At 62.1% G+C, this 25,807-nt stretch carries 28 protein-coding genes and 1 pseudogene; 17 read left to right on the forward strand and 12 right to left on the reverse strand.

The features are described 5' to 3' along the window. Nucleotides 1-163: 163 nt before the first annotated feature. The 4 genes from LT988_RS07525 to LT988_RS07540 all read right to left on the reverse strand — a co-directional run bounded on the left by LT988_RS07525 (nt 164) and on the right by LT988_RS07540 (nt 4,880). Nucleotides 164-1,144, reverse strand: a complete 981-nt coding sequence (locus LT988_RS07525; protein ID WP_232409569.1) for an MBL fold metallo-hydrolase — start codon at nt 1,142-1,144, stop codon at nt 164-166. Between the two features lie 1,166 nt (nt 1,145-2,310). Beyond that, entirely contained in the window at nt 2,311-3,705 is a 1,395-nt protein-coding gene (locus LT988_RS07530; protein WP_232406659.1) for an IS1380-like element ISTro1 family transposase, read from the reverse strand. A gap of 166 nt (nt 3,706-3,871) precedes the next feature. Then, nucleotides 3,872-4,249, reverse strand: coding sequence for an SRPBCC family protein (locus LT988_RS07535; protein WP_232409570.1), 378 nt, complete (start codon nt 4,247-4,249; stop codon nt 3,872-3,874). Between the two features lie 4 nt (nt 4,250-4,253). Further along, the gene (locus tag LT988_RS07540) at nt 4,254-4,880 is read right to left on the reverse strand and encodes a hypothetical protein (protein ID WP_232409571.1); all 627 of its coding nucleotides are present in this window, start codon (nt 4,878-4,880) and stop codon (nt 4,254-4,256) included. 662 nt (nt 4,881-5,542) lie between these two features. Here LT988_RS07540 and LT988_RS07545 point away from each other — a divergent pair. The 4 genes from LT988_RS07545 to LT988_RS07560 all read left to right on the forward strand — a co-directional run bounded on the left by LT988_RS07545 (nt 5,543) and on the right by LT988_RS07560 (nt 7,601). Next, complete coding sequence (locus LT988_RS07545; RefSeq protein WP_232409572.1) at nt 5,543-6,025, forward strand: type II toxin-antitoxin system VapC family toxin; 483 nt, start codon at nt 5,543-5,545, stop codon at nt 6,023-6,025. Continuing rightward, nucleotides 6,018-6,212 carry a hypothetical protein gene (locus LT988_RS07550; protein WP_232409573.1) on the forward strand — a complete coding sequence of 65 codons (195 nt, stop codon included), beginning with the start codon at nt 6,018-6,020 and terminating at the stop codon, nt 6,210-6,212. Before LT988_RS07545 ends, LT988_RS07550 begins: the two co-directional genes overlap by 8 nt. A 544-nt stretch (nt 6,213-6,756) precedes the next feature. Then, nucleotides 6,757-7,131: a hypothetical protein gene (locus LT988_RS07555; RefSeq protein ID WP_232409574.1), complete on the forward strand. Its 375-nt coding sequence runs from the start codon at nt 6,757-6,759 to the stop codon at nt 7,129-7,131. A gap of 248 nt (nt 7,132-7,379) precedes the next feature. Then, on the forward strand, nt 7,380-7,601 hold the full coding sequence (locus tag LT988_RS07560) for a hypothetical protein (protein ID WP_232409575.1): 222 nt from the start codon (nt 7,380-7,382) through the stop codon (nt 7,599-7,601). Nucleotides 7,602-8,133: 532 nt separating this feature from the next. On the opposite strand, the gene LT988_RS07565 is transcribed toward LT988_RS07560, so the two are convergent. From LT988_RS07565 to LT988_RS07600, 7 genes are all read right to left on the reverse strand, one after another. After that, nucleotides 8,134-8,634, reverse strand: coding sequence for a prepilin-type N-terminal cleavage/methylation domain-containing protein (locus LT988_RS07565; RefSeq protein WP_232409576.1), 501 nt, complete (start codon nt 8,632-8,634; stop codon nt 8,134-8,136). Nucleotides 8,635-8,939: 305 nt separating this feature from the next. Next, nucleotides 8,940-9,416 (reverse strand): type IV pilin protein, encoded by a 477-nt coding sequence (locus tag LT988_RS07570; protein ID WP_408648054.1) that lies wholly within the window; start codon nt 9,414-9,416, stop codon nt 8,940-8,942. Between the two features lie 190 nt (nt 9,417-9,606). Next, a complete protein-coding gene (locus tag LT988_RS07580) occupies nt 9,607-13,284 on the reverse strand; it encodes a pilus assembly protein (RefSeq protein WP_232409577.1) in 3,678 nt (1,225 codons plus the stop codon). Nucleotides 13,285-13,301: 17 nt separating this feature from the next. Further along, on the reverse strand, nt 13,302-13,817 hold the full coding sequence (locus LT988_RS07585; RefSeq protein ID WP_232409578.1) for a pilus assembly PilX family protein: 516 nt from the start codon (nt 13,815-13,817) through the stop codon (nt 13,302-13,304). Continuing rightward, nucleotides 13,814-14,707: a PilW family protein gene (locus LT988_RS07590; RefSeq protein ID WP_232409579.1), complete on the reverse strand. Its 894-nt coding sequence runs from the start codon at nt 14,705-14,707 to the stop codon at nt 13,814-13,816. Before LT988_RS07590 ends, LT988_RS07585 begins: the two co-directional genes overlap by 4 nt. Before the next feature lie 134 nt (nt 14,708-14,841). Next, nucleotides 14,842-15,339 carry a type IV pilus modification protein PilV gene (gene pilV / locus LT988_RS07595; RefSeq protein WP_269752111.1) on the reverse strand — a complete coding sequence of 166 codons (498 nt, stop codon included), beginning with the start codon at nt 15,337-15,339 and terminating at the stop codon, nt 14,842-14,844. 4 nt (nt 15,340-15,343) lie between these two features. Further along, the gene (locus LT988_RS07600) at nt 15,344-15,898 is read right to left on the reverse strand and encodes a GspH/FimT family pseudopilin (RefSeq protein ID WP_232409580.1); all 555 of its coding nucleotides are present in this window, start codon (nt 15,896-15,898) and stop codon (nt 15,344-15,346) included. Nucleotides 15,899-16,738: 840 nt separating this feature from the next. On the opposite strand from LT988_RS07600, the gene LT988_RS07605 reads away from it, so the two are divergent. The 9 genes and pseudogenes from LT988_RS07605 to LT988_RS07645 all read left to right on the forward strand — a co-directional run bounded on the left by LT988_RS07605 (nt 16,739) and on the right by LT988_RS07645 (nt 22,925). Beyond that, nucleotides 16,739-17,341 (forward strand): pilin, encoded by a 603-nt coding sequence (locus LT988_RS07605; RefSeq protein ID WP_232409581.1) that lies wholly within the window; start codon nt 16,739-16,741, stop codon nt 17,339-17,341. Between the two features lie 1,184 nt (nt 17,342-18,525). Continuing rightward, a complete protein-coding gene (locus tag LT988_RS07610; protein WP_232409582.1) occupies nt 18,526-19,065 on the forward strand; it encodes a GNAT family N-acetyltransferase in 540 nt (179 codons plus the stop codon). Nucleotides 19,066-19,076: 11 nt separating this feature from the next. Beyond that, a complete protein-coding gene (locus tag LT988_RS07615; protein ID WP_232409583.1) occupies nt 19,077-19,367 on the forward strand; it encodes a hypothetical protein in 291 nt (96 codons plus the stop codon). Next, a pseudogene (gene rsgA / locus LT988_RS25525) lies at nt 19,336-20,069 on the forward strand (ribosome small subunit-dependent GTPase A). The gene LT988_RS07615 and the pseudogene rsgA overlap by 32 nt, the downstream one beginning before the upstream one ends. Before the next feature lie 92 nt (nt 20,070-20,161). After that, nucleotides 20,162-20,653, forward strand: coding sequence for a DUF4174 domain-containing protein (locus LT988_RS07625; protein ID WP_232409585.1), 492 nt, complete (start codon nt 20,162-20,164; stop codon nt 20,651-20,653). After that, complete coding sequence (locus LT988_RS07630) at nt 20,650-21,018, forward strand: hypothetical protein (RefSeq protein WP_232409586.1); 369 nt, start codon at nt 20,650-20,652, stop codon at nt 21,016-21,018. Before LT988_RS07625 ends, LT988_RS07630 begins: the two co-directional genes overlap by 4 nt. 61 nt (nt 21,019-21,079) lie before the next feature. Beyond that, nucleotides 21,080-22,093 carry an NAD(P)-dependent alcohol dehydrogenase gene (locus tag LT988_RS07635; protein WP_232409587.1) on the forward strand — a complete coding sequence of 338 codons (1,014 nt, stop codon included), beginning with the start codon at nt 21,080-21,082 and terminating at the stop codon, nt 22,091-22,093. Nucleotides 22,094-22,135: 42 nt separating this feature from the next. Then, complete coding sequence (locus LT988_RS07640; RefSeq protein ID WP_332460578.1) at nt 22,136-22,420, forward strand: HdeA/HdeB family chaperone; 285 nt, start codon at nt 22,136-22,138, stop codon at nt 22,418-22,420. Nucleotides 22,421-22,571: 151 nt separating this feature from the next. Beyond that, complete coding sequence (locus LT988_RS07645) at nt 22,572-22,925, forward strand: tyrosine-type recombinase/integrase (RefSeq protein ID WP_232409589.1); 354 nt, start codon at nt 22,572-22,574, stop codon at nt 22,923-22,925. A gap of 78 nt (nt 22,926-23,003) precedes the next feature. Here the strand turns inward: LT988_RS07645 and LT988_RS07650 are convergent, their stop codons facing one another. Further along, nucleotides 23,004-23,999, reverse strand: coding sequence for an Rpn family recombination-promoting nuclease/putative transposase (locus LT988_RS07650; protein WP_232409590.1), 996 nt, complete (start codon nt 23,997-23,999; stop codon nt 23,004-23,006). A 480-nt stretch (nt 24,000-24,479) separates the two neighbouring features. On the opposite strand from LT988_RS07650, the gene LT988_RS07655 reads away from it, so the two are divergent. From LT988_RS07655 to LT988_RS07670, 4 genes are read left to right on the forward strand one after another with little or no spacing between them, the layout of a single operon-like run. After that, nucleotides 24,480-24,737: a type II toxin-antitoxin system Phd/YefM family antitoxin gene (locus LT988_RS07655; protein ID WP_232409591.1), complete on the forward strand. Its 258-nt coding sequence runs from the start codon at nt 24,480-24,482 to the stop codon at nt 24,735-24,737. Continuing rightward, nucleotides 24,734-25,174, forward strand: coding sequence for a PIN domain-containing protein (locus LT988_RS07660; protein WP_232409592.1), 441 nt, complete (start codon nt 24,734-24,736; stop codon nt 25,172-25,174). Before LT988_RS07655 ends, LT988_RS07660 begins: the two co-directional genes overlap by 4 nt. Before the next feature lie 25 nt (nt 25,175-25,199). Continuing rightward, the gene (locus LT988_RS07665; RefSeq protein ID WP_232409593.1) at nt 25,200-25,454 is read left to right on the forward strand and encodes a hypothetical protein; all 255 of its coding nucleotides are present in this window, start codon (nt 25,200-25,202) and stop codon (nt 25,452-25,454) included. Nucleotides 25,455-25,458: 4 nt separating this feature from the next. Then, entirely contained in the window at nt 25,459-25,794 is a 336-nt protein-coding gene (locus LT988_RS07670) for a hypothetical protein (RefSeq protein WP_232409594.1), read from the forward strand. Nucleotides 25,795-25,807: the final 13 nt, after the last annotated feature.

A 25,807-nucleotide genomic window follows, 5' to 3' on the forward strand; every position in this document is an offset into this window, starting at 1 on the left:
TACGATCCGGCAACCGGTTGGGGGTCACCGAGATTCCCGCCGTTTTTCATGCAGATCAGAAAACAGCGCGAAAGCCTCCCCTCCGAGGCACTGCCGAGAATCACCAGATCACAGCCACGTTTGAATGGCTTGCTCGCTGGCCTTTCTTCAGCACGCTGCCACTCTAGAACTGGTCCCGCTCGACTTGCAGATACATCTGGCTAACGACGCCGCCGAGCTGATCGAAGTCATACCATGCTTGGTAGTCCGCCAGCTCCTCTTTGAGTTCTTGGGTCACTTCGAAGTCGGTCAGCCCGGCGTCATAGCCGGCAGCGGTGCCATCGTAGAGAGCCGTTAGAAACGCCAAAGCGCGTTCGGGTAACGCATCGCCGGCCGGGTGGCCGCGACCGGGAATAAAGGTGTCGGCGTCCAGGGCGATCGCTTCCCGAGTCGCGGCGATCTGTCCTTCGAAATCGGCATCGCTTGGTACGCCCTGCGAGGGCACTTCGGGCTCGACGACCAGGCCGCCGAGGAAGACCGCGCGCTCGCTCGGGACCTCGAGAACCAGATCATGATCCGTATGTCCATGGCCGAAGTGATGCACTTTCACATCAATGCCGGCCAGCGTCAGGGTTTCGCCACCGAGCAAGGGATGGTCGGGAAGGATGAACCGGGTCGTCTCGCCGTCATGATCGCCGGTGATGGCCTTGACCCAAAAGTCCCCTTCGCCTTGGTTGATGCGGGCGATCATGCGCTCATGGGCGTAAATCGGCACCTCGGGATACGCCTCCCCGATGGCCTGGTTCCCAAGCCAGTACAGGCCATGGATGTGCGAGTTGAAGACCGCTATCACGGGCTTGTCGGTGATGGTCTGTAGGCGCTCGAGCACCAAGCGACCGGCCTGGAGGCTGCTGCCGGGGTCGATCAAGATGACACCGGTCTCGCCGATAATCGCTGCGGGATTGGTCAACGGATAGTTCACCGACTGGCGCGGGCAGCGGCGATGATCCGATCCGACGATGACGAAAATCCGCTCAGTAACTGACTCGAAGGGGCATGGCGGATCGCCGGTGCCGAGTGCGGCAGAGAATGGAAAGACGAGGCTCATCGAAACGAGCGGCCCGCGCAGAAAGCGAGCACGGTTATGTGGCTTTGACTTCCACATCGAGCCACCTCCAGGCGGTGATGGCGCCACCTGGCCAGCGCACCGTCACCGCAGACTTTGGCGGCCGGGGCTGGGGATTAGCAGGCGCCGAAATCGAATAAGTTAGGGCATGGCAGGTCGATGCCGGAGCGTCGGTTGATTCAGGTCTCACCGCAGCCGGCCATGCTTGACGGATATAGTCAGGCAAGCAAGATCTGTCAACCCGGCCGATGGGCGAGTGCGTCACTGTAGGGCCTGGGCACCGAGGGCTCTGGCGTGGTTCGCTGCGACCAGCGACGGACCCGAGACAGGCTGGCCAGGGTAACAAGAAGCCGCGGGCCGGCCTGGTGACAAAGAATCCGCTGCAGTGGCCACGACGCCCGTTGATCGTGTGGGAGGAGAGGCATCCGTAAGATGTCCAGACCGGGCCGATCGCAGCTATGGCCGTTTATGATGCTGGTGACTCTTGCGAGCAACCTCCCGGCCGCGCCGCCCTGGAGCCTGTCTGACTAGGGCTTTTTCCTCGAACACGAATCCGCCGCCCCTGCAGGCCAGGTATCCACTAGATCGTGGTGACCCGAATACGCCCTGGCCGTGCAGACCGTCGTGGCCCCCGTTCGGTCCCATGTCCTCTGCAAGGTCGAGCGGCAGGTCAGGACGCGATGCAGTCGCTGTCGGTCAGACTCCGGATGGGCGGATTACCCTTTGTGGACATTGACCTTTCGCGCCCGATCGGGTCGAAACGGCCACGAATCGGGACGCGCGACGGGATCGGTATTGACCCTGGCCCCTTATCCCCGTTGGAGTCGTTCACGGATCGCTCTCTTGTGGGTTGTCGTGGTTTCCTTTGCGGCGAGGTGGATTTTAATTGATGAGTCGTTGCCGAGTCGCTCGTCTCTTGCCGCTGTCAACGCGAATGTCTGTCGGAAGGGTGCGGCTCTCTAGCCCGGATGTTTCATAAACCGACACAGCCGACACTGGCCTCGCGGATTTGCGCGGCGCTGGGCGTCACCGAGGGCGATGACCGGGACGCCGCGGGGGTTGAATGGTGGAAATACCGAGCGGCAACGGGCTTGATCAACGGGGCACGAGTAGTTTTGTCGCCGCGCAGGCGTACGATGCCCTGCCCGAGGTGGGCATAGTCGTCGTGCGCGTGCTGAAATCCCCGTGCGGGGATGTATGTGCGTCTAGGCGGGCGCCGCCCGGGGCTGCGCGTTGAAGAGCCTCTCGGTGACCTGCTGCAACAGCGTCTTGACCGGACAGCTCGAGGGCAGGTGCAGGCGCACGCGGTCTTTGTACTGCACCACGCGCACGGCGAGCTTGAACAGTTTGATGATCACGGTGGCAGGCTGGGCGTTGGCCAGTTCCGTGCCGACGAGGACCTCGGTGCGCAGCGTTTGGTGCAAGACGTAAGCGGCGCAGGAGAAGAACAAGCGCATCTGATTGGCCAAGAAGGTGCTGTCGGAAGTGCGATCGCTGGCCAGATCGTTCTTGATCATTTTGATGAAGTTCTCGTCCTGGCCGCGCGCGCAGTACAGATCGCGGTAGACGCACTCGGGACTGGGCAAGTCCAAGGAGGTGACGACGAAGCGGAGGTTGTCGCCGCGCGCCGTCACCTCGGCTTTGAGGATGGTCCGACACGCGCCGGGCCAGGAACCGGCACGGTAGTCAACCTCGTGGTAGGTGCGGGTCCGCTCGGGTACGTCGGCGTCGGCGCGCCGGGCGTTCTCGATGCGCAGCGCATGGAGCTTGCGGGCGTCGGCCAAGAACGGCTCGGCCCGTGGCGTGAGAGCCCGGTTACCCGCCAGGCCGAAGATGAAATCCGTCAACGGATCGGCCATCGCCAAGGCCATCAACTCGGGGTTGGAGAAGTGTCCGTCGCCGCGCAGGATGATGCGTGTGCGTGGCCACGCGGCCCGCAGCCGCTTGAGCACGCGCTTGAGGATCATCGCGTTCTCGGCGCCGGTGGGGCGCTTGCCGGGACGCAGCACCGCGGTGATGAACTTCCCCGAGAGGCCCTCGAAGAGAAACAGCGGCAAGTAGCAATGGTTGCCGTAGTGATGATTGTAGAACGCGAACTCCTGCTGGCCATGGGTGGCGTCTTCGGAGTGGTCCATATCGAGCACGATCACCTGCGGCGCCTTCGGGTAGCTGGCGATGAAGGCCTCGACGAAGGCCTGCGCCATGCGGTAGAGGTCGCGCGCGCCGACCCCATTCTCCAAACGCGAGAAGGTCGGCCCGCTGGCCAGGTCCGTCGTCGCATCCAGCGGCTTGCGCTCCAGCCCCAGCTTGAACAGCGCATCACGGCGCAGCGCATTGGCGTCGTTGCCGTCTTCGTAAGCACAGGCGATCTGGTAGACCCGTTGCGCGATCAGCTCACGCATCGGATGGGTGGTGTAGGACGGATGGCGCCAATCATCGATCGCTGCGCTCAACCGCTCGGTCAGGCCGATCTGCCGATCAACCCCGCGCAGAATCATGGGGCCAAAGTCAGACGACATGGCGCCGCCGTCGAAGTCGCCGCGGACCGTGAAACCGGCGACCGGGGGAAAACGCAGCTGTTCCGGGGTAGACTCGGGCATGGGCGACCTCGTTTAGCTTCTTCCGAAGCGTTCTTGGCGGAACAGCCATTTTATCAATGGGTTGAACGAGAGTCGCCCTTTTTTATGAAATATTCGGGCTAGATCGAGACCTTTCGGTGCAAATGCCTCACCCGCCCACCTGGCGTCGGCGCGCAGCAAGCTCGGTTCAGGCTGAAGTCCGCGCCCGCTCCTCGATCCGGCGCAAGGCCGCATCGCAAACCAAGCGATAGAGCGGCGCCCATCGAGGGATCTCGAAGGTGACCCGACAGCGTCCGGGTCCAAGAGGGTCTACGCGATGCCCGGTCGCCTCGACGCCCGCGACCCGCCAGGCCCAGGCGTGCTCGGGCTCCCAGCGGATGATCTCAAAGGGGAGCCAGAGGCCGACCGGGGTCTGGATCCGCCCGCGCATGCCGGGGCCGATCAGATCCGCTGGTACGTCCACCGCGCGTACGCTCGGCCCCCAGATCGGCCATTCACGCGTGTCGGTCAGGATCCGCCAGGCGACACCGGCGGGTGCTTCGATGATGCGGCTGACTTGGTTCATGGGATCAGCCCTCGGCGGGTCTCTCGAACACCATGACATGCTGCGTGGGCGGGATGTCGACGCCGTCGATATCGAGGACGACATTTCCGCTGAACTCAACCTCACCGATCGCGTGATTCTCGAAAAACAACGCCGTCAGCTTCTCACGGATCGCATTCGCAGCCTGTCGCGGTTCTCCCAGCGGAAGATCGCCGATCACCAGTCGGGCGTTGGTGAAGCGGTCGAACGGCAACTGACGGGGACGATCCGCCGGATCGAGGCGAACCTCCAAGCCGGAGACCTGAATGGTGCCGCGCAGGCTGAACGGATCGGTCAGTCGCACGTCGAGTGTCGCGATGTCGAGCTGCGAGCGCAGCTGAATCCGATCCCGTGGATTCAGATCGAGCCGAGCCTCCAGATCGCTCAGCACGATGCCGTTCAACCAAGGCGAGATCCGAAGCCTCGAGAAGGCTACATCGCTCAGCCCGATGCCGATCGGCTCCAGCCGTGCCTGTAATGTCGGAAGTGCTTCGCGCGCGAGTGACGGCACCAACGCCGAGGTCAGGCTCCAGGCCAAGGCCCAAAGGGTCCCGACGAGCAGCAGCAGGATGAGGGCTCGGTGACTGCGTAACTTCGACGACTGACGATGCATGGTGGGGAGGCGGGATCTTGGAGCGCCGCGGGCGGGCGCCTCAGCGGGTGGATAGCATACGTTAAAATGCTTGAAGTATCCGTCACGCATCGTGAGAGCGGGCTTGATCGTGGCGTTACGGCAGGGCATCGATGGCGGGGTGGTTGAGGCCGAACCCGTGAAGGATCAGCGTGGGCTTCGCCGATCGCCAGGCTGCGGACCATGTGCAGCAGGTCGATGATTCGCAGATCCGATTCCTACCTTCTTTTCGAAATGTGACTCCGGCTGAGGGGATAAGGTACGGAGTCGACTTAAACCAGCCGCTCGGCGCCTCCTCCTGGGCGTCAGGTCTGGACGCTTTGCGGTCAGCGATGGGCGATGTAAATGGCCAGGCCGTCCAGCAGAAAGCAGACAGTCATCCGCGGATGGAGGCGAGGCCTGCCGCGCCCCCGCGCGGGGTGAAGTTGTCTGCGCCTGGAGGGACCGGACCCGGCCAGGAGCGGACCAAACGCGACCTGTGCTAAGTTCGCATGGACCGCAACCCCCTCGACGGTCGCGGCGCTCCTCATCGGTCCACGGGTGTCTCGTGCTTCTAGGAAACATGCCGTTCACGGGAGTTCTCCGAAAACCAGACAACCACTTGTTCGGCTTCGAAGGGATCGATCGTAATCTACGAGATCGAAATGGCTAAGATCTACATCGAAACGTCCATCGTCTCCTACCTCACCGCGCGGCCATCCAACAATTTGATCGCTGCTGCGTGGCAAAGGGAAACGGTCGATTGGTGGGAAACGCAAAGGGGCCGATTTGACTTGTACATCTCAGAGGTGGTCGTAGAAGAGGCAGGCCGAGGCGATGAGTCAGCGGCGTCGCGACGACTTCGGGCACTTGAAGATATTGAGGTCCTGCAACTTGACAAGAAATCCGTGGCGCTCTCCAAGGCGCTGATTGAACGAGGCGCAGTACCAAAAAAAGCGCTGGACGATGCGTTGCACTTGGCCGTTGCCGCGGTGAACGGCATGGAGTTTCTGCTCGCCTGGAATTGTCGGCACATTGACAACGCCGAGCTGAAGCCAAAGATCAGAAACGTCATAGAAAGCGAGGGTTACCAATGTCCCGAGATAGCAACCCCAATCGAGTTAATGGGAGTCCATGACGATGACTGACGAGGTAATGAAGGAACTTTGGGCCATAAAAGACAAGATAGCCAACGAGCACCGCTACGACATCGACGAACTGGCCGAGTATTTCCTACAGAAACAATCTTCTCGCCGCGGCAGATTCCACTGCGACGAGCGAGACCTGAGAGCCGAACAAGGCGCTCCAGCTGAAGTCGGTATCTCGCGCGGCTGAGCGCAAGCCTTCAGGGCAAGGCTGATGTCTCCTAGAGACATTTGCGCTGTACGACTTTTCGAAATCGTAACGAAGAATCAGTGAGTTGGACGCAAAAAAACGGCACTTTGAAAATCGCGCTAAGATAACCAATTGATTATATTAATGAGGTGAAAAGGTTGGCACGAATTTCTGCGGGGTCTCAATGGAACAACAAATCGGGCCGAATCCTGGGATGAAACCATTTTCGTACCGCCCCCTACAATTTATCAGTCAGTGGGTTACAAGCAGCGCAAACTGCTCCTCCTATGGGTCGGGAGCGGTCCCTTCCACCGCCTCTCGTCCGGTGCCGCAGTGCGGAAAGATCGGCTGAAGGCAGGTAAGCGAATTTTGGAAATCTGAGACGAGATAGCGTTGGAAAGGACAGCAACAGCGCAATCAAAAGCGGCCTACAGGCCACCTGAGAGCGCACGCGCGGCCCGCTGAGGCGGTCGCTGGCAGCGGGCTTTGGTGGATCGGCTACCCGCGCACTTCGCGCGCGCGAGGGCGAGAGTTTTGCCGCCAAATGCGCGCGGGCGTGGCCTACGAGCGCGGGCGGTTTTATCGGGAGGAGAGGCAGGCGGTCCCGAATCCGCAAGGGAGCAATCAGCATGGCGAGGTTAAGGGCAACAAATCCCAGAAACCTTGCCCTCAACCAACCACAGCCGAAACCATCGGTGCGCGCTACAACGTCTCGCCGCGCACCGTGAAGAACGACGCCAAGTATGCCGAAGCCGTCGAGACCTTGCTGTCTGAACATGCGCCGAGGACGCCGATCTTCGAGGCGTCAAAGGCCGTTGTCGTGAAGGCCGCGACCGACACCCATGCCGCCGCCCTGCTCGGCTCGATCGAGGCCGTCGTGGGATTTCCACACGACCACTATCCCTCAGGCGGACAGTGAGCTGATTCAATGGGTTGCTACCCATGCATCCGAGCGCGCGGCGATCGGTCGATGGCCGCGGCGTTGGTTGGCGAGGCTGGAGCGGTCTCCGTGAGGATATCGACGCATTATACGCACGCGCGCGTTCTGGGCTTGGCGACGAGACAAGGTTCATCCAAAGGTCTGCGGCCCGCTCGGCATCGGGCGCCCGCGCGGCGGTATGTAGAGAACCGAGCATGGCGCATACAAGGTTCAGGTGAGGCAAAACTATGGCAACGGCAGAGCAGCAGGCGTCCTATAAGGCGAACGATTCAAAGCGGTTGATGCAGGTCCGGCTGAGTCCCGAGGCACTAGCAAAACTCGACCGCATGGTTGAATCGCGCGGTGCCGGCGGCAGGGCTGCGGTGGTCGAGGAGCTGCTGATGGGCGACGCAGCACCCCCGGCGCCATCATCGCCGCCGCGTGGCCCGCGCGGGCTCTTCTGGCCCTGATCCGCCTGCCGCTGTGGCGTCGAGGCAACACAAGATCATAGGAAAGCCCTATCAGGGCATACCGCATGCGTGAATCGGCCAACCTGATGATCCACCTTAGGATCCTAGCAAAAATAATTTAAACACTGAAACGGTGGTGACTAGCCTTTCGGCATGGACACGACCGCCGTGGTCAAGGAGAAATTCGGGGCGCTGTCCGGTCGCCTGGACGAAGCGACACTGCGCTTTTGGGCTGCCGTGGAAGAGCGTGCGCTGGGGCGCGTAACGACGTACACACGGTGGCGAATGCGCCGGGCTACCACGATTTTGCAGGCGATCGATGCATCGGATGAAGCACGAAGCGGTCAACTGCCGTTCTTAGGATCATGCGGGGTGGTGCGGGCTATGTGTGATCTTTCATCCGTCGGGCTGAGATGCGGCTCGTACGGCTGATGACGGATCTGCGTCGTAAAAAACCGTGGCGATGTCCCGGAATGCCTACGGAATGCCCACGGATTGGCCGGTGGAGGGTTCGGTGCCTGCCCGACTCGGATTACGACGGCGGATGACGACAAGTCGCCGGCAACCATTCCAGCTTGAGAGGCTGGATATCCCTCGGTCCGCAGAGCCATTCGACGACGACCCCGTTGGGCCCGCCATGTCCTTCCATGCGGAGCTGACTGTGCGCGTCGCCGTCGATACCGTTGTATACGGAGCGCTGAAGCATGACTTCCATCCGTGCGTTTGGACAGCCTGCATTCGCATTACAAGCGCCAACCCCCTTGACCTCCAGAACGCGAATCGACGGATGATGGTCGGCCGCCTTGATGGCAAAGGGTAGGCGCTCGGTGGCGTTGATCGGGAAGCGTCCATGATTGGCATAGAACAAACTCAATTCAGACTTCACCTTGCCCATCTCCAGCAGCGCCTCAGAGACCTTGGCCCTTATGGCAAAATCGCGATAGAGCGGGACTGCCAGCGCGGCAAGAATTCCGATGACGGCCAAGACGATCATGACCTCAATGAGGGTAAATCCCCGCTGTACTTGTGGCATTGGTTCTGTCCTACGCGACGGTTGGGCACACATGATGTCGGGTTCTAAGCCGGATCGACGGTCGCACTCAGGATGTTCAGGCTGACATTCTAGTCCCAGCGCCGGCACAGTAGGGCAGAACGGTCGCGGGAAAGGACGGGCCAAGTGTCAGAGCCGGGGCGAACTTGAGACTTTCGCCATCGGCGATCTTAGGGGCTCACGCGAGGTGCCGCCCCCGCCGGGGGGGGCTTGACACTGCCGAGCCGTGTCACCAGCGATCGGGTCGGTTTGATGGGCGGTTTGGAGAGAAGCTTCGTCAGCGGAGTTCATCGCCAACAGTCAAGCGCGTCTGCGGACCCACGCGCGCCGGTGTTGGTGAGCGTCAGCTCATGACAGCGCGAATAACTCGCCTGATCGTTCGTTGCGGTGGCGGTCAGCACATAGCACTGGTCGGCGTCACTGCAACCGGCAAGCGTGCCCCTCGAAATGGTGTAATACGTTTGATCTCCGTCTCTCGGTCTCGGCGAGGTCGCAAGACGGGAGTCGGTCGCAAATTTTTCGGCGGATGGATATTTGTTGTCCGCCGTGTACCCTCGTTCCATCCACTGCGCCGCCTCAAGCAACACCCCCATGGCATCGGCTGTGCGGGCTTTTCGGATATGGTCGGTGTAAGAAGGATACGCGATTGCCGCGAGGATGCCGATGACGGCGACGACGATCATCAGCTCGATCAGGGTAAAGCCGGAAGTTCTAGGCGAGCGACTGATCACGGTAGGGCTCCTGACTGGTCTGTTGGATGTCATGCGGCGTTCTCGCCACGCGACAGCGCACAGGGGACCGAATGGCCCGCGGCGTTTGAGTCCGTACCTGGGTGCAATCGAGGTTGTTCGGACTCGGGCCGTCGTCACGAAATCGCGCCGTGGATCGCTTGCCCGTTGAAGCGTTCGCGCTCGCATGATGATCTCCGCCGGCAGAGACTGCGTCCGCGACGCTTCAACGCAGTTGACGCCAAGACTGACGGCCGATTGCGCCCGCCTCATTCTTGCTGGCGATGATCTTGTCTCGGCCTCCGTAGAGGTAATCGATGCCGCCGTCGGCAGAGCGAACGACCGTCAACTCCTCGCCCTGACTACCGCCGATCCCGCTCACGATCCTGCCGTCGGCCAGTTCTTCGTCTTCGCCGTCGAATTTGCCGTCTCCATTGAGATCGAATACCTCCGAGTCGGTCTGGCCACCTGATGCGAGGACAAGATCCATGAGGAAGCCACCACGGGAGGTTCCGCAGGGATCCGGATCCGGGATCAGCGTGGTGAAGCGGACTCGATCCTGTTTCGCTCCGGAGGGGAAGGTCGGCGCGCTGACAACCCGCTCGCCGATTCCTGTTCCCGTTGGAGGCACGAGATCCATGTACCAACCAAGCTCATCCCCCTCCGGCAGATTACCGGAGACCTCGCGGGCCGCGACCGTGCCGGCCTCAAGGTCGATGGAACCTTGCCATGTGATGGTTTGCTGTAGCAACTGATCCCGTCCCGAGATACTCGCCGCGGCGTCGGCGTCGATCAAACCATAGAGGGTTTGGACTTGAGGGCTCCCGAGTTGTCCGTCTTCCGTTCTGAAATAGCTCCCGGTGCCGAAGGCGACGATCAGTGCGTTTCGGCCGTCGGGATGGGCCGCGATGTTTGGTCCGGCGGTGATCGGCTGAGGCGCGTCCGACGGATCACGTGCGTTGAAGAGGACACTCGCGTCGAGCTCCGCTAGATCAAACCGCCAGAGATTGCCTTGAAGATCCCCCGCATAGCTCAAGTTTGCTCGCAGGTCGTTGTTAGGCCAGTCTGTCGACTGCGTCGCGGCAAGTCCGTTGGGTGAATCGGCGTCACCGACCCCGGTATCGATTTTCGCCAGGAGGGCGCCGTCGGAGAGGCGAACGACGAAGAGAATGGCGCGCTGATGGGCGCTGTTGTAGCCGTTACCGAAGACGGCCGCCCAGTCACCGTTGGGCATGCTGACGATCTCGGGCTGGCCAACATTGTAGCCGAGATCCTCATCGGTAAACTCCCACAAGACATCGCTGCCCGAGAACCCGCCTGGATTGGTGACATCGAGCGCAAAGACGCTCCGACCGCCCGCCCCGAGCGAGCCGACGAGGATCGTCTTCCATGCCCCGCCAACATAGGCATCGCCGATCGCTGCCGCGCCGTCGACATAGTAGCGATGGGCATAGTTGCGATCCATCAGCAGGGTGATGGGTGCGTGGTCACCGTCCTCTGCCGGCAGAAGATGCTCGGACGGCATGTAGGCGAAACGCTCGGTACCGGTCACGGCATCGAAGGCGTGCATCATCCCGTCGTTGGCGCCGACGTAGAGCATGTCCGGGCGGTCGCGATAGGCTTCGGACGATCGATAGGAAAGATAGGCATTGCCTTCCGAACCCCCGAGCAAGCTGTAGCCATAGTCCGTCTTGCCGACAAACTGCGGGTTCGAATAAACGATGTCCCCAAGTAGGCGTAGGGTTCCCGATCCGGAACGACTGCGCAGACCGCTTTGCTCGGTCCCTCGAAGCCAGGCCACACGCGCACTGCCGAGATTGTCCAGGGTGCCGTTCGGAGCATGATTCAGCGCTGCCTGCTGCTCTGCGCTTAAGTTTGCCCATATCAGCGCGACGGAATTGCCGCCAGGGGACAGACTTGTATAGAGATTCCGCGTCGTCGTCGCCAAGAGACGCGACTCGGCACTCCAGACGGCCTGATCACTGAGATCACCATTCTCGTCAAGCTCATAGGCCTCGATCTCACCCGACCAATCGGTGCTGCGAAAACCTGCTACGAAGAGTTGCGTATCGGATTGCAGGACCGCCGAGCTGGCCGAAGCGGAGGTCGCAGAGGTCTCGAGCCGAGCCGCGATGTCGTCGAGGACATCCACGAAGCGGTCACCGAGTTCCGAGGGTACCGCGACATTGACCAACTTGCCGCGACTGTTGATCGTGGCATGCCAAAGGTCGTCGACATGCACCGGGTTGCGATCGCTGAAGCTCGTCGGCCAGGTCGGGGGATGGGCGAACGGGTCAGCGGTTGTATCCGCGTCGACATTGAAAACGGTCCCAGTTGTTCCGAGCGTAAGGGCAAAGAGGTTGACATGGAGGTTACGGTTGCAGTCCAGCCAGGGGTCGGGGTTGGCGTTGTTGCAGGCGACCGGGACCGGGACCAGGCCAGCGCTCAGGTTGGTGCGCGGGTTGGTTGCATAGAGCTCCATGGCGATGTCTGCCATGGTGTTGGAGACCGAATCCGCAAAGGGACTCCCGAATGATCCGTCGCGATTGCCGACCCCTGCGCTGGTCCAATTGTTGGCATAGCCATCGGTGAGCAGGACACCGAAATTCATCTGGCAAGCTTCTTGGATCGGCGCATTTCCATCCGTGCGCTTAAATTGAGCCCGCATGTGATTGACGGCTTCCCGGTTCGGCGTGCCGCCAGAATTCAGATCTTCATAGATCTGCTCGAAGAAGTCCGACCGTTGGGTCGTATTGGAAAGATCGCGAATCGTCAGGTCGGTCGCGGGGCTCGGCAGGCTGTTGATTCGGTAAGCCCCGATGCGGAAGCCCTCGATATCCTTAAAGGCGAAGCCGATCGCCCCGCGGGCCGAAGCGTGGCGCTTGCGGTAATATGTAAACCAATTGGCGAAGTTTTGGATTGCCGCCTCATAGGCTGCTGTCGACTCGAAATTTTCGGGGCGAATCTCGTAACGGGTCATGGTCGAACCGTCGGGGGCCCGACCATCTTCGGATGTGGCGCTCGGCTTGTAACCGAAGCCCTCCGGAAGAGACGTCCCCGGAGAGAGAAAAAAGGTCGCCGGGTAGAAGGAAATGGGCACACCCCTTACCGAGTCTATCGCGCGGTCGGTCGACAATGTTTTCCATTCCTTCGGGTTGCTCCAATCGTAGAATCGGGTCCCTGCGGGAATCACCATGCCAGGAAACATACGGAAAACATGGTTATCGTCAGTTCGCTCTCGCAGTGCCGTCAGATTATAGGTTTCGGTTCCGCGCGTCGGATCCGTCTTGGCAGCGGCCGGGTTGGAATTCTCGAAGCTATAGCCGCCCTGATCGGGCCAAGGCGTGTAGGTTCTGCTTGGGTCGAAGTAGGCGGCGTTGTACTCGGGCGAGCGCGTGAACGCGAACGCTCCGATCGGCGGCACCGCGTAATGGTCGTTGCTGCTGTCGGTATAGGCCCGCCTGCCGCTGGTCAGACCGCTGCCGTTGGGGAAGAGATAGACGAATTTCTTCCAGGTACCGTCCGCGGAGCCGACACGGTTGAAGTTGATGACGCCGGTTTCACGCTGCCCGTCTACATTCCAGCCGGTAAATGAATTGTCATTCGTATTCCACCAGAGCGCGCCATCATTGGCCGGCATCAGGACCTCGGAGTCCATGGAGCCCGAGTCGTCGACCGCCAGAACGAGCGCCGGGATCACCGGCGGCATCACGAACAGCGGGGTGTTGGCGATCGTGACCTCCGCGTGCAGCGCGGGCGCACCTCCAAACGCTAGGCCAATGCCGAGCATGAATGAACCGAGCCTGGACATCAGCGGTGTGATCGATCTAGTTCCCTGTTGCCCTCTCATCTCCGGTTCCTCCATCGAACGAGCATTTACGAAGCGCCCCTGTTCTCTTCCCATGCACGAACGTCACTGTCTCAAGGCGGCTCCACGACGGACTGCAAAATCACCACGGCCTTATCGGTGCCACCCACGCCACGCGCGGTAACCTGATAGCCGTACTGCCAGCGCGGCGGCAGGGTGACGCCGATTCGGTTCATCTTGCGCACTGGATCCACATAAAAGACGGGGGCCGACGGTAAACCGAGATTCTCCGCGGTGCCGGTCGATTCCGGGTTGGTCCCGCCCCATTGAGCCGGATCCGGGTCCAGTCCCAGCTCATCGAGCGCAGCCTCAAGATCCTTTGTTGCCGCGATGGATGTGTCGTTGAGCACTGCCAACTCACCAGCCCGCAGGGCCGCTTCGGCGGCCTGGAAGGCAAGCTCGCGATCACGGACGTTGCCCGCCATGCGCTCCTGCAAGATCGTGGAGCGCATCGCCGTGATGCCGACGACGGTCATCACGAGCATGAACATGAGTGCCACCACCAAGACCACCCCTTTCTGGCGCGGCCAGCGATTCCGATCGGAGTTAGGCCTGCGTGATCTGATCATGGGAGTCGATTCCGGATCGCGATGGTTGCCGTTTCGACGCGCCGCAGGCGGTGATCGTCAGGTTCCAGCAGGGCGCCGTTGAAGGGGATGGCTTGCGGGCTATCGACCAAATTGTCTTCCGCGCTCACTAGAAGCAAGGCGATCCGAACCGCGACGACATTGCCCCAATTGCCGTTCACCTCGGCCGCCGTTTGATACGCTTCTAATCCCGGCGCGCCGCTCGTGTCTACGCCGTAGAGGATCTGCATGTCGTGGATGCCCGGAAGGACTTCAGCGGGGTTGCCGTCCTCCACCGGCCGTCCACCTTTGAACCGCCAGATTGCACGGCACGGCGGGGCGCCCGGTTCGACATTCTCGCAGTCACTGATGAAAAAGGTCGTGTCGATGTAGGACATCACATCGGCATCCAGCAGATATGCCTTGGAGAGAGCGTCGTGTTGAACTCTGAAGAAGCCCTTCGTATCTTCTTTGTCGACGATTTTGGTTGCTTGAAATACGTCTACGCTCGAGCAATCGGAGATGATCAGGATGTCCATTTTGTCCCATCTGTCGGCGTTGCGATTGATCCTTAAGGCAACGTCTTCATTGCCCGCCGACATTGCTTTCGTCAGATGCGCGAACGACCCCCCCCCTCCGCGGACGGTCATCTGGTCCGTGCCGGAAGTGACGAGACGCCCGCCGACCAAGGTTCCCGACGCAACGTCGTCGAGCCCCGATATGATCGTGCCCGCGTCCAAGCTCAGACTCAGCCCGTCGACGTTCGCCACATGGACTTGAAGGTTGCGGTCACCGAGCCGCGCGCAGCCGATAAAACCGGCCATACGAACCGTTCGCCCCAACAGATCGAAGGCGTAGCGTCCGTTCTCCTGGGACCGCGAGACGGCCTCCATGGCTCGATAGGTCTGTTTGCTGCCGAGATAGACGCTCAGGATCCCGGTCGTAAGGAAGAGGCCCAAGACCAGCGAGACCAGGATCTCGACGATCGTCAATCCCGACTGTTTGGATCTTGATGTCATGTTCGACCTCAGATTTCAGTGGCCATGGTCAGCTTGAAGAATTTCGCATCCTTACCATCCGCGGCCGGTTTCTCCATGCACTGAACACTGATGCTGACAATCTCGTCGTGGCCGGTAACCTGACCGACACTCCCCAGGCACTGTGGTAACAGACAGGCGAAGGCATTGCACCATTCAGCGAGGTCGTTCTCGGCCACGGAGCCTACGTCGGCGATGACGAGTTCGGGATCACATTCAGCCTCCTCGCAGGCGCCGACGTACGCACCCGCGAGCGCAGCGGGACGATTGGTCCGCATCCGGTCGGCCATCTCATGCGCCATCTGAGTCGCCTGACCGCGGATGTCGGCCTGCCGCGAGAGCCGCAGCGCGCTGCCCTGCAAGGCCGCGAGGCCCAGCAGGCCGACGGCCAGGATGACCATGCTGATCAGCACCTCGATCAAGCCGACGCCCCGCTGCCTACGCGGCGAGCGGCATGGCTGAGAGGGATAAGCTGCGTTTTTGTTCATTGAGTCAGCATCCCGAGCGAATGACGCTGATTCGACCGGTCACGCCGACGTCGATTGTGCGCGCGTTCTTTCCTGTGCAACCGGTCGTCTTATGCGAAAAGGTTCCTTTTTTCACCACATCACCCGCCGCGCGATAGCGCACGTGTGCCGGACCGGAAAAGGTCGCGACCCCCGTCATAGCCTCCTCCACGCGTAAGACCTCGCCGACAACAGGGTTGGCGGTCGTATCGTCACTCGCATTGGTGTCGACGAAGATGATCCAGCCGCCATCCCAGACGGTGCCGCCCGTGCAGGTGGCCTGGTCGGTGGAGGGACAGATCGAGACATGTTGGCCGCGTTTGACGGCCTCGCTGCGGGCCAGGCTCAGCGCCGTGACCAGGGCATTTGCCTGGGTCGTGGCCCGGTTGTTCTGGATGAGATCGCGAAAGCTCGGGACACCCAATGTGAGCACGATCGCGGCGATCGCGACGGTGACCATGAGTTCGAGTAGCGTAAAGCCGCCACATGCGTTGCGCGCAGGGGAAGCAGGACAAGGAAACTCGGGAAAGGCTACAACCATGTGACCTCTCTTTTTTCAGTCAGTTGAAATAAGCACAAAGCATGCCCTGGGGCGCTATTCAGGGGCGCTATTCAGGGGCGCTATTCAGGGGCGCTATTCAGGGGCGCTATTCAGGGGCGCTATTCAGGGGCGCTATTCAGGGGCGCTGCTCGGTCTCGTCGCCTATGCTGCTTCTTCAACCGTACTGACGACGATTCGAACAATACTTTCGATCAAAATAGTAGCATAGCGACCTTCCAAAATCCGGGGCGATTCGCGACGCGGCGCACATCCCGGACATGGAGATGGAGATGGACCGACGGTCGGGCCATCCGCTAACATCGCGATTGAGGCGTGCAGGATACGTTCGATCTACTTGTCGCCTTGGCCTCGGGTCCGGGATCGTCGGCGTCGATCGGCCTCCGTCCGGCAGATTGAAACGACCAAGAACTCGTCGGCTCCGAACCATGCGCATCGTCCTCATCCTGATCGTCGCCTCTTGGGGAACCATCGCGCTTTTGACCTTCGCGACCACATCTGGGCGCCTTGCCTCGCCGCACATCCGGGTGTCTGCAGCCGAGAAAGTCTTTAGCGGAGACTCATCGACACCGAGCTGACCGACCGTATTTCGACATTCTCGGCCAATCAACGTCCTGTTTCGTCATATTCGGCCCGCCCGCCGAAGACGACCAGCGCCTCCTTTAGAGCCTCGCCTGCAACGCCTCGCCGATCCCGCGCCACGCGGGCATAATACCGTAGCCTTGGTCGATTTATTGCTTAGATATCCGGAGACCTAGCGGCATTCTGAAGCCCGAGATCCGGACTCCTTCGCCGATCAAAATTCAGACGGAGGCACGAGACATGCGCGGAATCATTCAAGGGCACTGGCGCGAAGAGGCACGGATCCGGGGCTTCACCCTGATCGAGATCATGATTGTCGTCGCCGTGATCGGCATCCTGGCCGCCATCGCGCTGCCGGCCTATCAGCACTATACCGTCCGCAGCAAAGTCAGCGAAGGGTTGGGGTTTGCCTCGGCCGCGAAGGTCGCGGTGGTATCTGCCTATTCCGGCGGCGAACTTCCCGCAAACAACGCCGAGGCCGGATTGCCCGAAGCAGGGGATGTCCAAAGCCAGTACGTGGACTCAATCCAGATCGAAGAAGGCGGCAATATCCGAGTCACGTTCAACGAAACCATCCCGCAACTTGACGGGCTAAGCGTCATGCTGGCGGCGAAAGACCGCGGCGGCGCCATCGATTGGTGCTGCTACAGTCCGGATATCGAAGCGCGGTATATGCCGGCGACCTGCCGAGATGATGCGCAGTGCGAGGAAACTCCTACACCTGTAGAGGAAACTCCTACACCTGTAGAGGAAGCTCCTATACCTATATGTCAAGCCAGGGGCTGCCGCTGCCCGGACGGTTGGATTTACAAACAGAAAAAGAACATCTGCCAAAAGGATTGATGTCGACTGAGTAGGGGCTCCCGAAACGTTTGAAACACGGATAGGAAGACCAAGTGCCGCTGCGAGTCCAGGGTCCTTGAGGGCGGCCTCGAATATGAGTCTGGCGAGCGATGGGACGAGATTTAGCGGCGCAGAGAACAGACACGAGAAAATCAAGGAGCGACGACACCCTCTCTCGCGGGAGAAAGCGGATACCGCACGGTGCGCCGCCCGAATTCAACTCGGCCTCAAGCTGGCCGATGACGTCCCAGTCCGGCATCGGCTCGGGAGCATCGTTCCAGGCGGGCCGCCCTCCGGCAAACCCGACGGCGCTACGTCCGCTATGAGTGCCCTTGCCGCCGTTGCTGTTCGCAGAGCCGATGTCTCCTTCGGGTCGGGAACAGCCTATCGCCGACCCGCAGAGGTCCCAGGGTTGGAGGGCGAAGGCACCAGAAGTGAAGCCAGTCGGGCAGCGTCCGCTTTCTGGACTCTCGGTCGGATTTCCTCCTCCACGGCCAGCGACCGCACTGCGCGTTGACCGGACGCTGAGGCGGAATGAGCCAGTGACCGGAATTGGCCGACAACTGCCAGACAAGCCATCGGCCATAGCGGCCACTCCTAACCAATGCAACTTCGGCCCGCTTTGCGCGACGGAGCGGTCGTAATCTGTCGACGAAGACTTCGGGTTCCGGGCTGGACAAGCGGTGTCCCGGGTCGATGCAGACGACCACGCAGGCGCTGGAGATGAAGGCCCCGCCATTTCAGCCGGAGAAGATCCCCCTCAGCCGGAGAAGATCCCCGAGCTCGGCTGTGGGAACGGTGGGACGACCATGGTGCTGGCCGCGCAAACCGGTGCGCGAATCACGGCGATCGACACGGAAAATGCCGCGTTCGCGCGTCCGCGGCAGGTTTCGCCGATCGCATCGATGCGCGCGGTCTGGACAGGGCGCGTCTGCCGGTCCCGGACCAGCCGGATAACGTGGTCTGGGCTGAGCGCAGCGGGTACATCATCAGCGTCGACACCGCGCTCGAGGCCTGGCGGTCGATGCTGCGGAAGGGCGGTATACCGGCGTGCTCCGACATCGTCTGGTGCTGACCGCCTGAGCGGCGAGCTGTTCGTGTTGGAGCGCCGCTGAAGCTGCTTGCTCTGCGTCGGTCAAGCGATCGGGCCAGCGTTCGCGATCCTTTTCAACAGAGAAGACACCATGGAGTTTTCGATAGGCGCCGACGGCCGAGAAGAGGACATCATCGACCTTTTCACCGCGACCTTCACCGCGTCCGAGGGTCGTAGAGAAGGCGCGCTGATCGGAAATCTCGTGCGGAACCTGCTGGGCGGCACGGCGGAGAAGGATCTCTTCGTCTTCACTGCCGAGCAGGACGGCGCGATCATCGGTGGCGTCCTCTGCTCTCGGCTGAGCTACGCGCAGGATGATCGGAGCTTGTTCGTTCTCGCCCCCGTCGCCGTGGCCACCGATCAGCAAGGAAACGGCATCGGGCAGAAGCTGCTGACCCATGCCCTGGCTGGGCTTCGCAGTGCTGGTGTCGACATCGCCATCACCTATGGCGATCCGAACGACTATGCCAAGGTCGGCTTCATGCCGATCAGCGAGGCGGACGCGCAAGCGCCCTTCAAGCTAAGCCAACCCGAAGGCTGGCTGGCACAGCCGTTGAACGGTCATGAGATAACGCCGCTGCAAGGCCCGTCCCGCTGCGTCGAGGCGCTGGATGATCCCGTGTTCTGGTAAGCGCCACAGTGATGGATTCTGATGACTCCAAACGCCTTCACTGCAGCGCAACTGCGGGGGCTGCCAGCGGCAATCCGGCGACGCTCGAAGCGCTTGGCTGGGACCCGTTCTTCGCACAACAGGCCAGCCTCGAGGCGCTCTCCGAAACGCCCCCGGTGCGCGTCGTCGCGGTGCACCGCAGCGGCCTACAGATCGTCGGCGTCGACATCGACGAGCACCTCCCGCCGCGCGCCGTGCACCAACCGGCAGCTGCAACTGATCGCGGCGAATATCGACACGGCCTTCGTTGTCACCTCCTGTAATCAGGATTTCAACCTGGCCCGGCTGGAGCGCTATGTCGCCCTGGCCTTCGAGGCGGAGATCGCACCGTCATCGTGCTGACCAAGGCTGACCTCGTGACGAATCTGCAAATCCGGGTCGACGCTGCCCGCATCATCTCGGAGCGGGTGCCGGTTGTTGCCCTCGACGCCCGTGGGGACGAACCAGCGCAGGTGCTGTCGCCCTGGTGTAAGCCAGGCCGGACGGTCGCATTCCTTGGGTCGTCGGGTGTCGGGAAATCCACCCTGACCAACGCCCTGGCTGGCACCGATGCCATCGCGACCCAGGCCATCCGCGAAGACGACGCGAGAGGGCGCCATACGACGACACGTCGCGAGCTCCATCTCATCGCCGGCGGCGGCCTCGTCCTCGACACACCGGGTATGCGGGAACTGCAGTTGACAGATGCCGTGTCCAGCATCGCCGATACCTTCGAGGACATTCAGACCCTGTCGGCTCAATGCCGGTTTGGCAATTGCCGGCACGAGCGCGAGCCCGGCTGCGCTGTCCGGGATGCGCTCGAGCATGGCCGACTCGACCCTGCGCGACGAGCCTGCCGGCGCAAGCTCCTGGCGGAGGACAGCTTCAACTCCGCGAGTCTCGCCGAGCGCCGGACAAGAGACCGCACATTCGGCAAGATGGTCCGACGGGTGATGAAGGAGAGCACATCACGCCGACGACCTTGATCAAGGTCCGCTCTGCAAAGTCGCGTGATGGCTATGGCTGGACATCGCGCCGACCCACGCGGAAACGACCGCATCCCGAGGGGGCTGCATTGATGAGTCATTGCTGGAACCAGCGGGGTTCGCACCCGCTCAGCGACCGTTCGAAGAATCGGTTGCTCAGTCTCGGTCTGCGCCTCGCCCTGAGCTTGGGGCTCTTCTGTTCGACTGCGGTCACGGCATCACAGGCGCCACTCACCGGGCTTGCACCGCTGCGCTGGCAGCAGCGCATCATCCTGGTCGATGGGCAGCAAATCCCGGATGCCGTCGAGCGCCTGCGCAGAGCACAGGAGGCGATCGATGAGCGCGACATCCTCTGGTTCGTCAACCAGCAGGGCCGACTCCAGAGCAACTATCCAGGGCCGCTCGACGGTGCGCTTGCGGCGGAGCTGAAACGGCAGTACTTCAGCCGGTCCGATGCCGCTGTCTTCCTGATCGGCAAAGACGGGGGTCTCAAGACCGGCGATCAGCGCTTAGACCTGCCACGGCTGTTCGAGCGCATCGATGCGATGCCGATGCGACGACGGGAGATGGAGGGCGGTGAATGACAGACACGCGCCTGACCTTGACACGATCGGCCGCAACCTGGAACCGTCCCATGTTTCGCGCAACGCTGATCGACGAGATCCAAACGCTCGGCCCCGAGCACCCGGCACTCCAGCCGCTGCTGCAAGCGGGCCTGCGACAGACCAGCGCGGTGGCCGATGACGCACTAGCAGTCCACCTGCTGAGCAGCCGCGAGCAAAAGGGCCGTATCCTGGTGCATCTCGGTATCTTCTACGCCGGCATCATCGCCGGCTGCAGCTGCGCCGATGATCCGTCACCGGTCGACACCATCACGGAGCACTGCGAGTTGCTGCTGGACATCGATCTCGCCACTGGCCAGGCACGGGCGGCCTTGTGCGGCGGGTAACCCAACCTCGGCCGTGCTGTGTCTGTTGGCCCTCGTCGATCGAATCACCGGGAGAGCGATCTTGATCAGCACGCATCAGGTGATGAAGGCGATTACCTACAGCGAATACGGCCCGCCGGAGGTGCTGCGGGTCGAGGATGTGCCCAAGCCTGCGTGTGGCAACGACGAGGTGCTGGTGCGGGTACGCGCGGCCGAGGCCACCAAGGCCGATTGCGAATTGCGCCGCTTTCGCTTCGCCGTGAACTGGTTCTGGTTGCCGCTGCGCTTGGCGCTGGGGGTGCGCCGTCCGCGCCAGCGCGTGTTGGGCGGATACTTCGCCGGTGAGGTCGCCGCGGTCGGCAAGGCCGTTACAGGGTTCTCGATTGGTGAGCGGGTCTACGGTGGGACCGGGCTACGCCTGGGCACTTATGCAGCCTATGTGGCCCTGCCGGCCCGTGGTCCGGTTGCTCCGATGCCGGCGACGATGGAGTTTGCGGAGGCCGCCGCGGTGCCGCTGGGCGGGTTGAACGCACTGCATTTTCTCGGCCGCGCGAACATTCAGCCGGGGGACGAGGTGCTGGTCAATGGTGCGGGCGGCAGTATTGGCGCCCATGCGGTGCAGCTCGCCAAGTCATCGGGCGCGCGCGTCACGGCGGTCGATCATGGCCGCAAGGAGGGGTTTCTGCGTCGCCTGGGCGCCGATACCTTCGTCGACTATCGACAAACGGACTTCACCGCCGGCGGTCAGACCTACGACATCATCCTGAGCATGGTCGCCGGCGCGCCCTATGGTCGCTGTATCCGCGCGTTGCGGCCCGGCGGACGTTACCTGATCGCCAATCCCCGCCTGTCCGATATGTTGCGAGCATGGATCACCAACCGTTTCACGCGCCGGCGCGTCGTCGTCGCCTTCGCCCCGGAGACCCGGGCCGGGTTGGACGCGCTGCGCGAACTGATCGAGCAGGGCAAGATCGGCCCGATCGTCGATCGCGTGGAGCCCATGGAGCAGGCGTCCGAGGCCCATCGTCGCGTCGAGCGCGAAGAGCGCTTGGGGGCGATTGTGCTGGCGATCGAGGATCGTCTCGAAGCGAGATAGCGCGTCCGGCACGCGTTCGCGGCCGCCGCGATCACGTCGGCGCTGTTCGCCGGGGGCTTGGTCTTTGCTGCCGAGGAGCCGTCAACCCAGAAAGGCCTCAAGGAGTTCGCGTGCAAGGACGTCATGCGCCTGTCCGACAACCAGCGGGAGTACGCACTGGCATTGGTACACGGCTACCGGCTCGGTAAGATGAACACCACGCAGGATGAGATCGAGGTCTTGGCAGCGATGACCGATCAGTTCATCGATCACTGCCTGGACAACCCCAAAGACAACGCGCTGGCGACGTTCGAGAAGATCGGCAAGTCACGACGGGGCTGCCGTTGAGCGTACGTTATCGAACGGCAGGACCGAATCGGTGTTGACAAGGTGTCCGGAATTGCCCGCAACGATCTTGGTCCAACGTCCGCTGCGTGAAGAAGTCCAGCCGTTCGATACTACGCGAGTCAGCGCCTCAGACGGCCGAGACCGCGAGCCTGTGCGATTCGAACTGACCGACCAGACGCGCGAGGCCGTACAGGCCTGGATCAAAGAGGCCGCCCTCTCCGATGGGGATTATCTCTCCCCCAGTCGGCAAAGCGGCTCACCGCACTTGTCCGCCCGTCAGTACGCGCGCATCGTCAAGCGATGGATCGGACTCATGGGCGCTGATCCGCAGGAGTACGGGACGCACTCGCTGCGTCGGACCAAGGCGACGTTGATCTACCGTCAGACCAAGAACTTGCGCGCCGTCCAGCTGCTCTTGGGGCATCGCGAGATCGAAAGCACCGTGCGCTACTTGGGAGTGGAGGTTGACGACGCTCTCGACATTGCCGAGCACATCGAGTGCTGAGGGAAGCATGGGCGCTCAGTCACGGCTGAGCGCCGCTCGGGAATTCGGCGTGAGACCCTGCCCCCGGCAATCGATCCCCTAGATCGGCTCCTTGAGGACCTCTTCCAGGGTCGTGCCGTCCAGGACGCGATCGGCCCAAACCTCGAGTTCCGCCTCGCCCGCCTGCTCGAGGCGTGCCTCGGCCCAGGCCGGCAGGGGTCCGAAGCGCCGCACCAACTGCCGGCGCAGCAGCCTTGCCTCTCCCCGGGACAATCCTTCCTTGATACCTTGCTGAATCCCTTGCTGAATCCCTTGCTCCAGTCCCTGTTGTTTCCACTCCTCGGTCCAGGTCTTCACCCGTTCGGCCAACATGGCGCGCATCTCCTGAAGATTGTTGACGTTCGGTAGCTCGGCGCCCGGCACTCGCGCCGGCAGCAGCACGCGCTTGAGCCAGACGACGAAGGCGCGACGCAGACTGTCCTGCTCGGGTGCGGCAAGCCAATCAATCAGACTCGCCAGAACCCGCTCGATATCCTCGGGCCGGCGACTGTTCTCGAGCCGGAACAAGGCCGCGGCGACATTGCGCTGTCCCGCCAGATCGGTATCCGCAAGCCGCTGCTCGTCCAGCAGCAGATAGCGGATCTGCGGCTGCCATCGGCGCAGCTGCTCGGGTAGATCCGGCTCGATCAAGTCGTCGAGACTGGTCTTGGCCCACCAGGGTTTCTCGCCATTGTAAAGGACGATCGGCAGCACGGGAGGCAGCGGGCTTCCAGAGGGGATCTCGCCAGCGGCGGCGAGGTCCTGATAGAGCAGTCCGACATAAGTCAACAGCCGCACCGCCATGAGGCGATCGACGCTCGACTGAAACTCCAGCAGCAAGTAGACGTAGACCCAGCGCTCGCCCCAGCGCAGCCGCCAAATCATGTCGTCCTCGCGCTCCCGTAGGTCGTGGCTGATGCCGATCTCGCTGACGCGCTGTAGGGTCGTGAAGTCCAATTGCTCGACCCAATCCTCGTGCACGAAGCCTCGGATCAAGTCCGCGACCAGATCGCGATGCGAAAACAGGAGCTTGTAGGAAGGATCGTGTTCGGCCATCAGGGAGAGCGGGATAATTCTGTTGTTTCAGAACAATACCCCAAACCGATCCGCATGACAGGGCGCGCGCAAGGCAGATGCCTCAAGAGCGTCGGCAAGCCGCCGCTCGCGACAGACTGCTGCCGGGCAGGTAGATCCTGTTAGCGGAAAGTCGGCCGCGTTTCGACGAGTGAGAAGTCACGACCCAGACCTGTCGCTGACGAAAGGGCCCGGAGCGGCCCGGTTTGGACGCGTAGCGGACTGTCGCAGTCAACCCTGTGAGCGACTCTGGACCGGCCAGAAGCGAGTCTAGGGGCCTGTTTCCGAACGACCGTTGATCCGCGATAAAGAGTCATTTTCTATAAGGTGTCGGTTCGAGTGGGGGCCTGTCGTCCCGTCTTCCCGCGAGGGGCGAGAAATGCAGTAGACCTTGACGCTTGTTGCCGTGGCTGGAACGGCATAAAGTGCGATGTATGTAGAACATCCCACAGTTGCCACGTCATGCAAGAGATCGTCTCCATCCGCGAAGCCAACCAGCACCTATCCCGTTACCTTGCACGGGTTGAGCAGGGTGCCGAGCTCGTCATCACGCGACGCGGCAAACCCATCGCCCGAGTGCTGCCGATCACCGAGGCGAGGCCGCTTCTGACCGACGCCCAGCGCGCGGCGCGCGAGCGGTTGCGGGAGCGCATGAGCCGGGGCTACGCCCTCGGCGGCATACGCAGCGACCGCGACAGCCTCCATGAGCGCGGCCAATGACCCGGCAGCGCTTCAGCGTCGATACCAACATCCTCATCTACAGCATCGACAAAGATGCCGGCCCTCGGCATGAACAGGCGCGTGCGCTCATGGACGCGCTTGCAGACGCCGATTGCGTCCTGATGCTCCAGGCGCTCGGCGAGTTCTTCCATGCCGTGACACGCAAGGCGAAGATGTCCGCGGACGAAGCCGCCGCTTTGGTGTACGACTGGATGGAGCTTTATCCGGTGGCCGCGGCCGACGGGCGCACGCTTCGCGACGCCATCGGCCTGAAGAACGCGCATGGGTTCGGCTTCTGGGATGCCATGCTCGTGGAGGCCGCCAGGGTTGCCGGCGTAACACGCTTCCTCACCGAAGACATGCAAGACGGTCGCAGGGTTGGAGCCCTGCGCCTGGAAAACCCGTTCAAGGCGGACTTCGAACTCGGCTTCGATTGAGCGCCCGCCGAAGTTCGACTCGCTCATGCCTCAGCATCCGCTCTTCGACGTGTCCCCGGACCAGATTGCAGCCCTCGACGACGAAGGACTGCACCTGCTGATCGCTCGGCTGTGCGAGGCCGACCTGCAGCGCCGGGGGCTTGCTACCAGTGCCTTCCTTTACGGCGGCAACCAGATCGCTGCCGATGGCGGTATCGACGTGCGCGTCGAATTGCCTGCCGACACGCAGATCGACGGCTTCATCCCCCCGAGCGGCGACCGGCTTTCAGGCCAAGGCTGACGAAATGCCGGCAAGCGAGATCGCCAAAGAGATGCGCCGGGGGGTGACGCAACCCGACGGCACCAAGACTCGGCGTCTGCGCCCGAGTATTCGTGCACTGGCGGCTGAGGGTGGGGTCTATGTGATCGTCAGCTCTAAGGGTTCCACCGCCGACTCGAGGCTGACGGAGAGACGCGATGCCATGCGCGCCGCCGTCGCCGACCTCCCAGGCAGCGACGCCCTGCACCTCGACTTTTATGACCGGACCCGCATGACCACCTGGGTGCGCTCTTATCCCGGTGTCGTGCTCTGGCCTTTGGACCGGATCGACCAACCGCTGCCCGGTTGGCAGCCATTGTGAAACTGGTCCCGCG

The organism is Thiocapsa bogorovii (assembly GCF_021228795.1).
Classification (GTDB): Bacteria; Pseudomonadota; Gammaproteobacteria; order Chromatiales; family Chromatiaceae; genus Thiocapsa; species Thiocapsa bogorovii.

Excerpts from the sequence above, each read along its gene's own strand:
- LT988_RS07525 (WP_232409569.1), bottom strand. The coding sequence starts at position 1,144 with ATGTGGAAGTCAAAGCCACATAACCGTGCTCGCTTTCTGCGCGGGCCG.
- LT988_RS07530 (WP_232406659.1), bottom strand. The coding sequence starts at position 3,705 with ATGCCCGAGTCTACCCCGGAACAGCTGCGTTTTCCCCCGGTCGCCGGT.
- LT988_RS07535 (WP_232409570.1), bottom strand. The coding sequence starts at position 4,249 with ATGAACCAAGTCAGCCGCATCATCGAAGCACCCGCCGGTGTCGCCTGG.
- LT988_RS07540 (WP_232409571.1), bottom strand. The coding sequence starts at position 4,880 with ATGCATCGTCAGTCGTCGAAGTTACGCAGTCACCGAGCCCTCATCCTG.
- LT988_RS07545 (WP_232409572.1), top strand. The coding sequence starts at position 5,543 with ATGGCTAAGATCTACATCGAAACGTCCATCGTCTCCTACCTCACCGCG.
- LT988_RS07550 (WP_232409573.1), top strand. The coding sequence starts at position 6,018 with ATGACTGACGAGGTAATGAAGGAACTTTGGGCCATAAAAGACAAGATA.
- LT988_RS07555 (WP_232409574.1), top strand. The coding sequence starts at position 6,757 with ATGCGCGCGGGCGTGGCCTACGAGCGCGGGCGGTTTTATCGGGAGGAG.
- LT988_RS07560 (WP_232409575.1), top strand. The coding sequence starts at position 7,380 with ATGGCAACGGCAGAGCAGCAGGCGTCCTATAAGGCGAACGATTCAAAG.
- LT988_RS07565 (WP_232409576.1), bottom strand. The coding sequence starts at position 8,634 with ATGCCACAAGTACAGCGGGGATTTACCCTCATTGAGGTCATGATCGTC.
- LT988_RS07570 (WP_408648054.1), bottom strand. The coding sequence starts at position 9,416 with ATGACATCCAACAGACCAGTCAGGAGCCCTACCGTGATCAGTCGCTCG.
- LT988_RS07580 (WP_232409577.1), bottom strand. The coding sequence starts at position 13,284 with ATGGGAAGAGAACAGGGGCGCTTCGTAAATGCTCGTTCGATGGAGGAA.
- LT988_RS07585 (WP_232409578.1), bottom strand. The coding sequence starts at position 13,817 with ATGATCAGATCACGCAGGCCTAACTCCGATCGGAATCGCTGGCCGCGC.
- LT988_RS07590 (WP_232409579.1), bottom strand. The coding sequence starts at position 14,707 with ATGGAGGCCGTCTCGCGGTCCCAGGAGAACGGACGCTACGCCTTCGAT.
- pilV (WP_269752111.1), bottom strand. The coding sequence starts at position 15,339 with ATGAACAAAAACGCAGCTTATCCCTCTCAGCCATGCCGCTCGCCGCGT.
- LT988_RS07600 (WP_232409580.1), bottom strand. The coding sequence starts at position 15,898 with ATGGTTGTAGCCTTTCCCGAGTTTCCTTGTCCTGCTTCCCCTGCGCGC.
- LT988_RS07605 (WP_232409581.1), top strand. The coding sequence starts at position 16,739 with ATGCGCGGAATCATTCAAGGGCACTGGCGCGAAGAGGCACGGATCCGG.
- LT988_RS07610 (WP_232409582.1), top strand. The coding sequence starts at position 18,526 with ATGGAGTTTTCGATAGGCGCCGACGGCCGAGAAGAGGACATCATCGAC.
- LT988_RS07615 (WP_232409583.1), top strand. The coding sequence starts at position 19,077 with ATGGATTCTGATGACTCCAAACGCCTTCACTGCAGCGCAACTGCGGGG.
- LT988_RS07625 (WP_232409585.1), top strand. The coding sequence starts at position 20,162 with ATGAGTCATTGCTGGAACCAGCGGGGTTCGCACCCGCTCAGCGACCGT.
- LT988_RS07630 (WP_232409586.1), top strand. The coding sequence starts at position 20,650 with ATGACAGACACGCGCCTGACCTTGACACGATCGGCCGCAACCTGGAAC.
- LT988_RS07650 (WP_232409590.1), bottom strand. The coding sequence starts at position 23,999 with ATGGCCGAACACGATCCTTCCTACAAGCTCCTGTTTTCGCATCGCGAT.
- LT988_RS07655 (WP_232409591.1), top strand. The coding sequence starts at position 24,480 with ATGCAAGAGATCGTCTCCATCCGCGAAGCCAACCAGCACCTATCCCGT.
- LT988_RS07660 (WP_232409592.1), top strand. The coding sequence starts at position 24,734 with ATGACCCGGCAGCGCTTCAGCGTCGATACCAACATCCTCATCTACAGC.
- LT988_RS07665 (WP_232409593.1), top strand. The coding sequence starts at position 25,200 with ATGCCTCAGCATCCGCTCTTCGACGTGTCCCCGGACCAGATTGCAGCC.
- LT988_RS07670 (WP_232409594.1), top strand. The coding sequence starts at position 25,459 with ATGCCGGCAAGCGAGATCGCCAAAGAGATGCGCCGGGGGGTGACGCAA.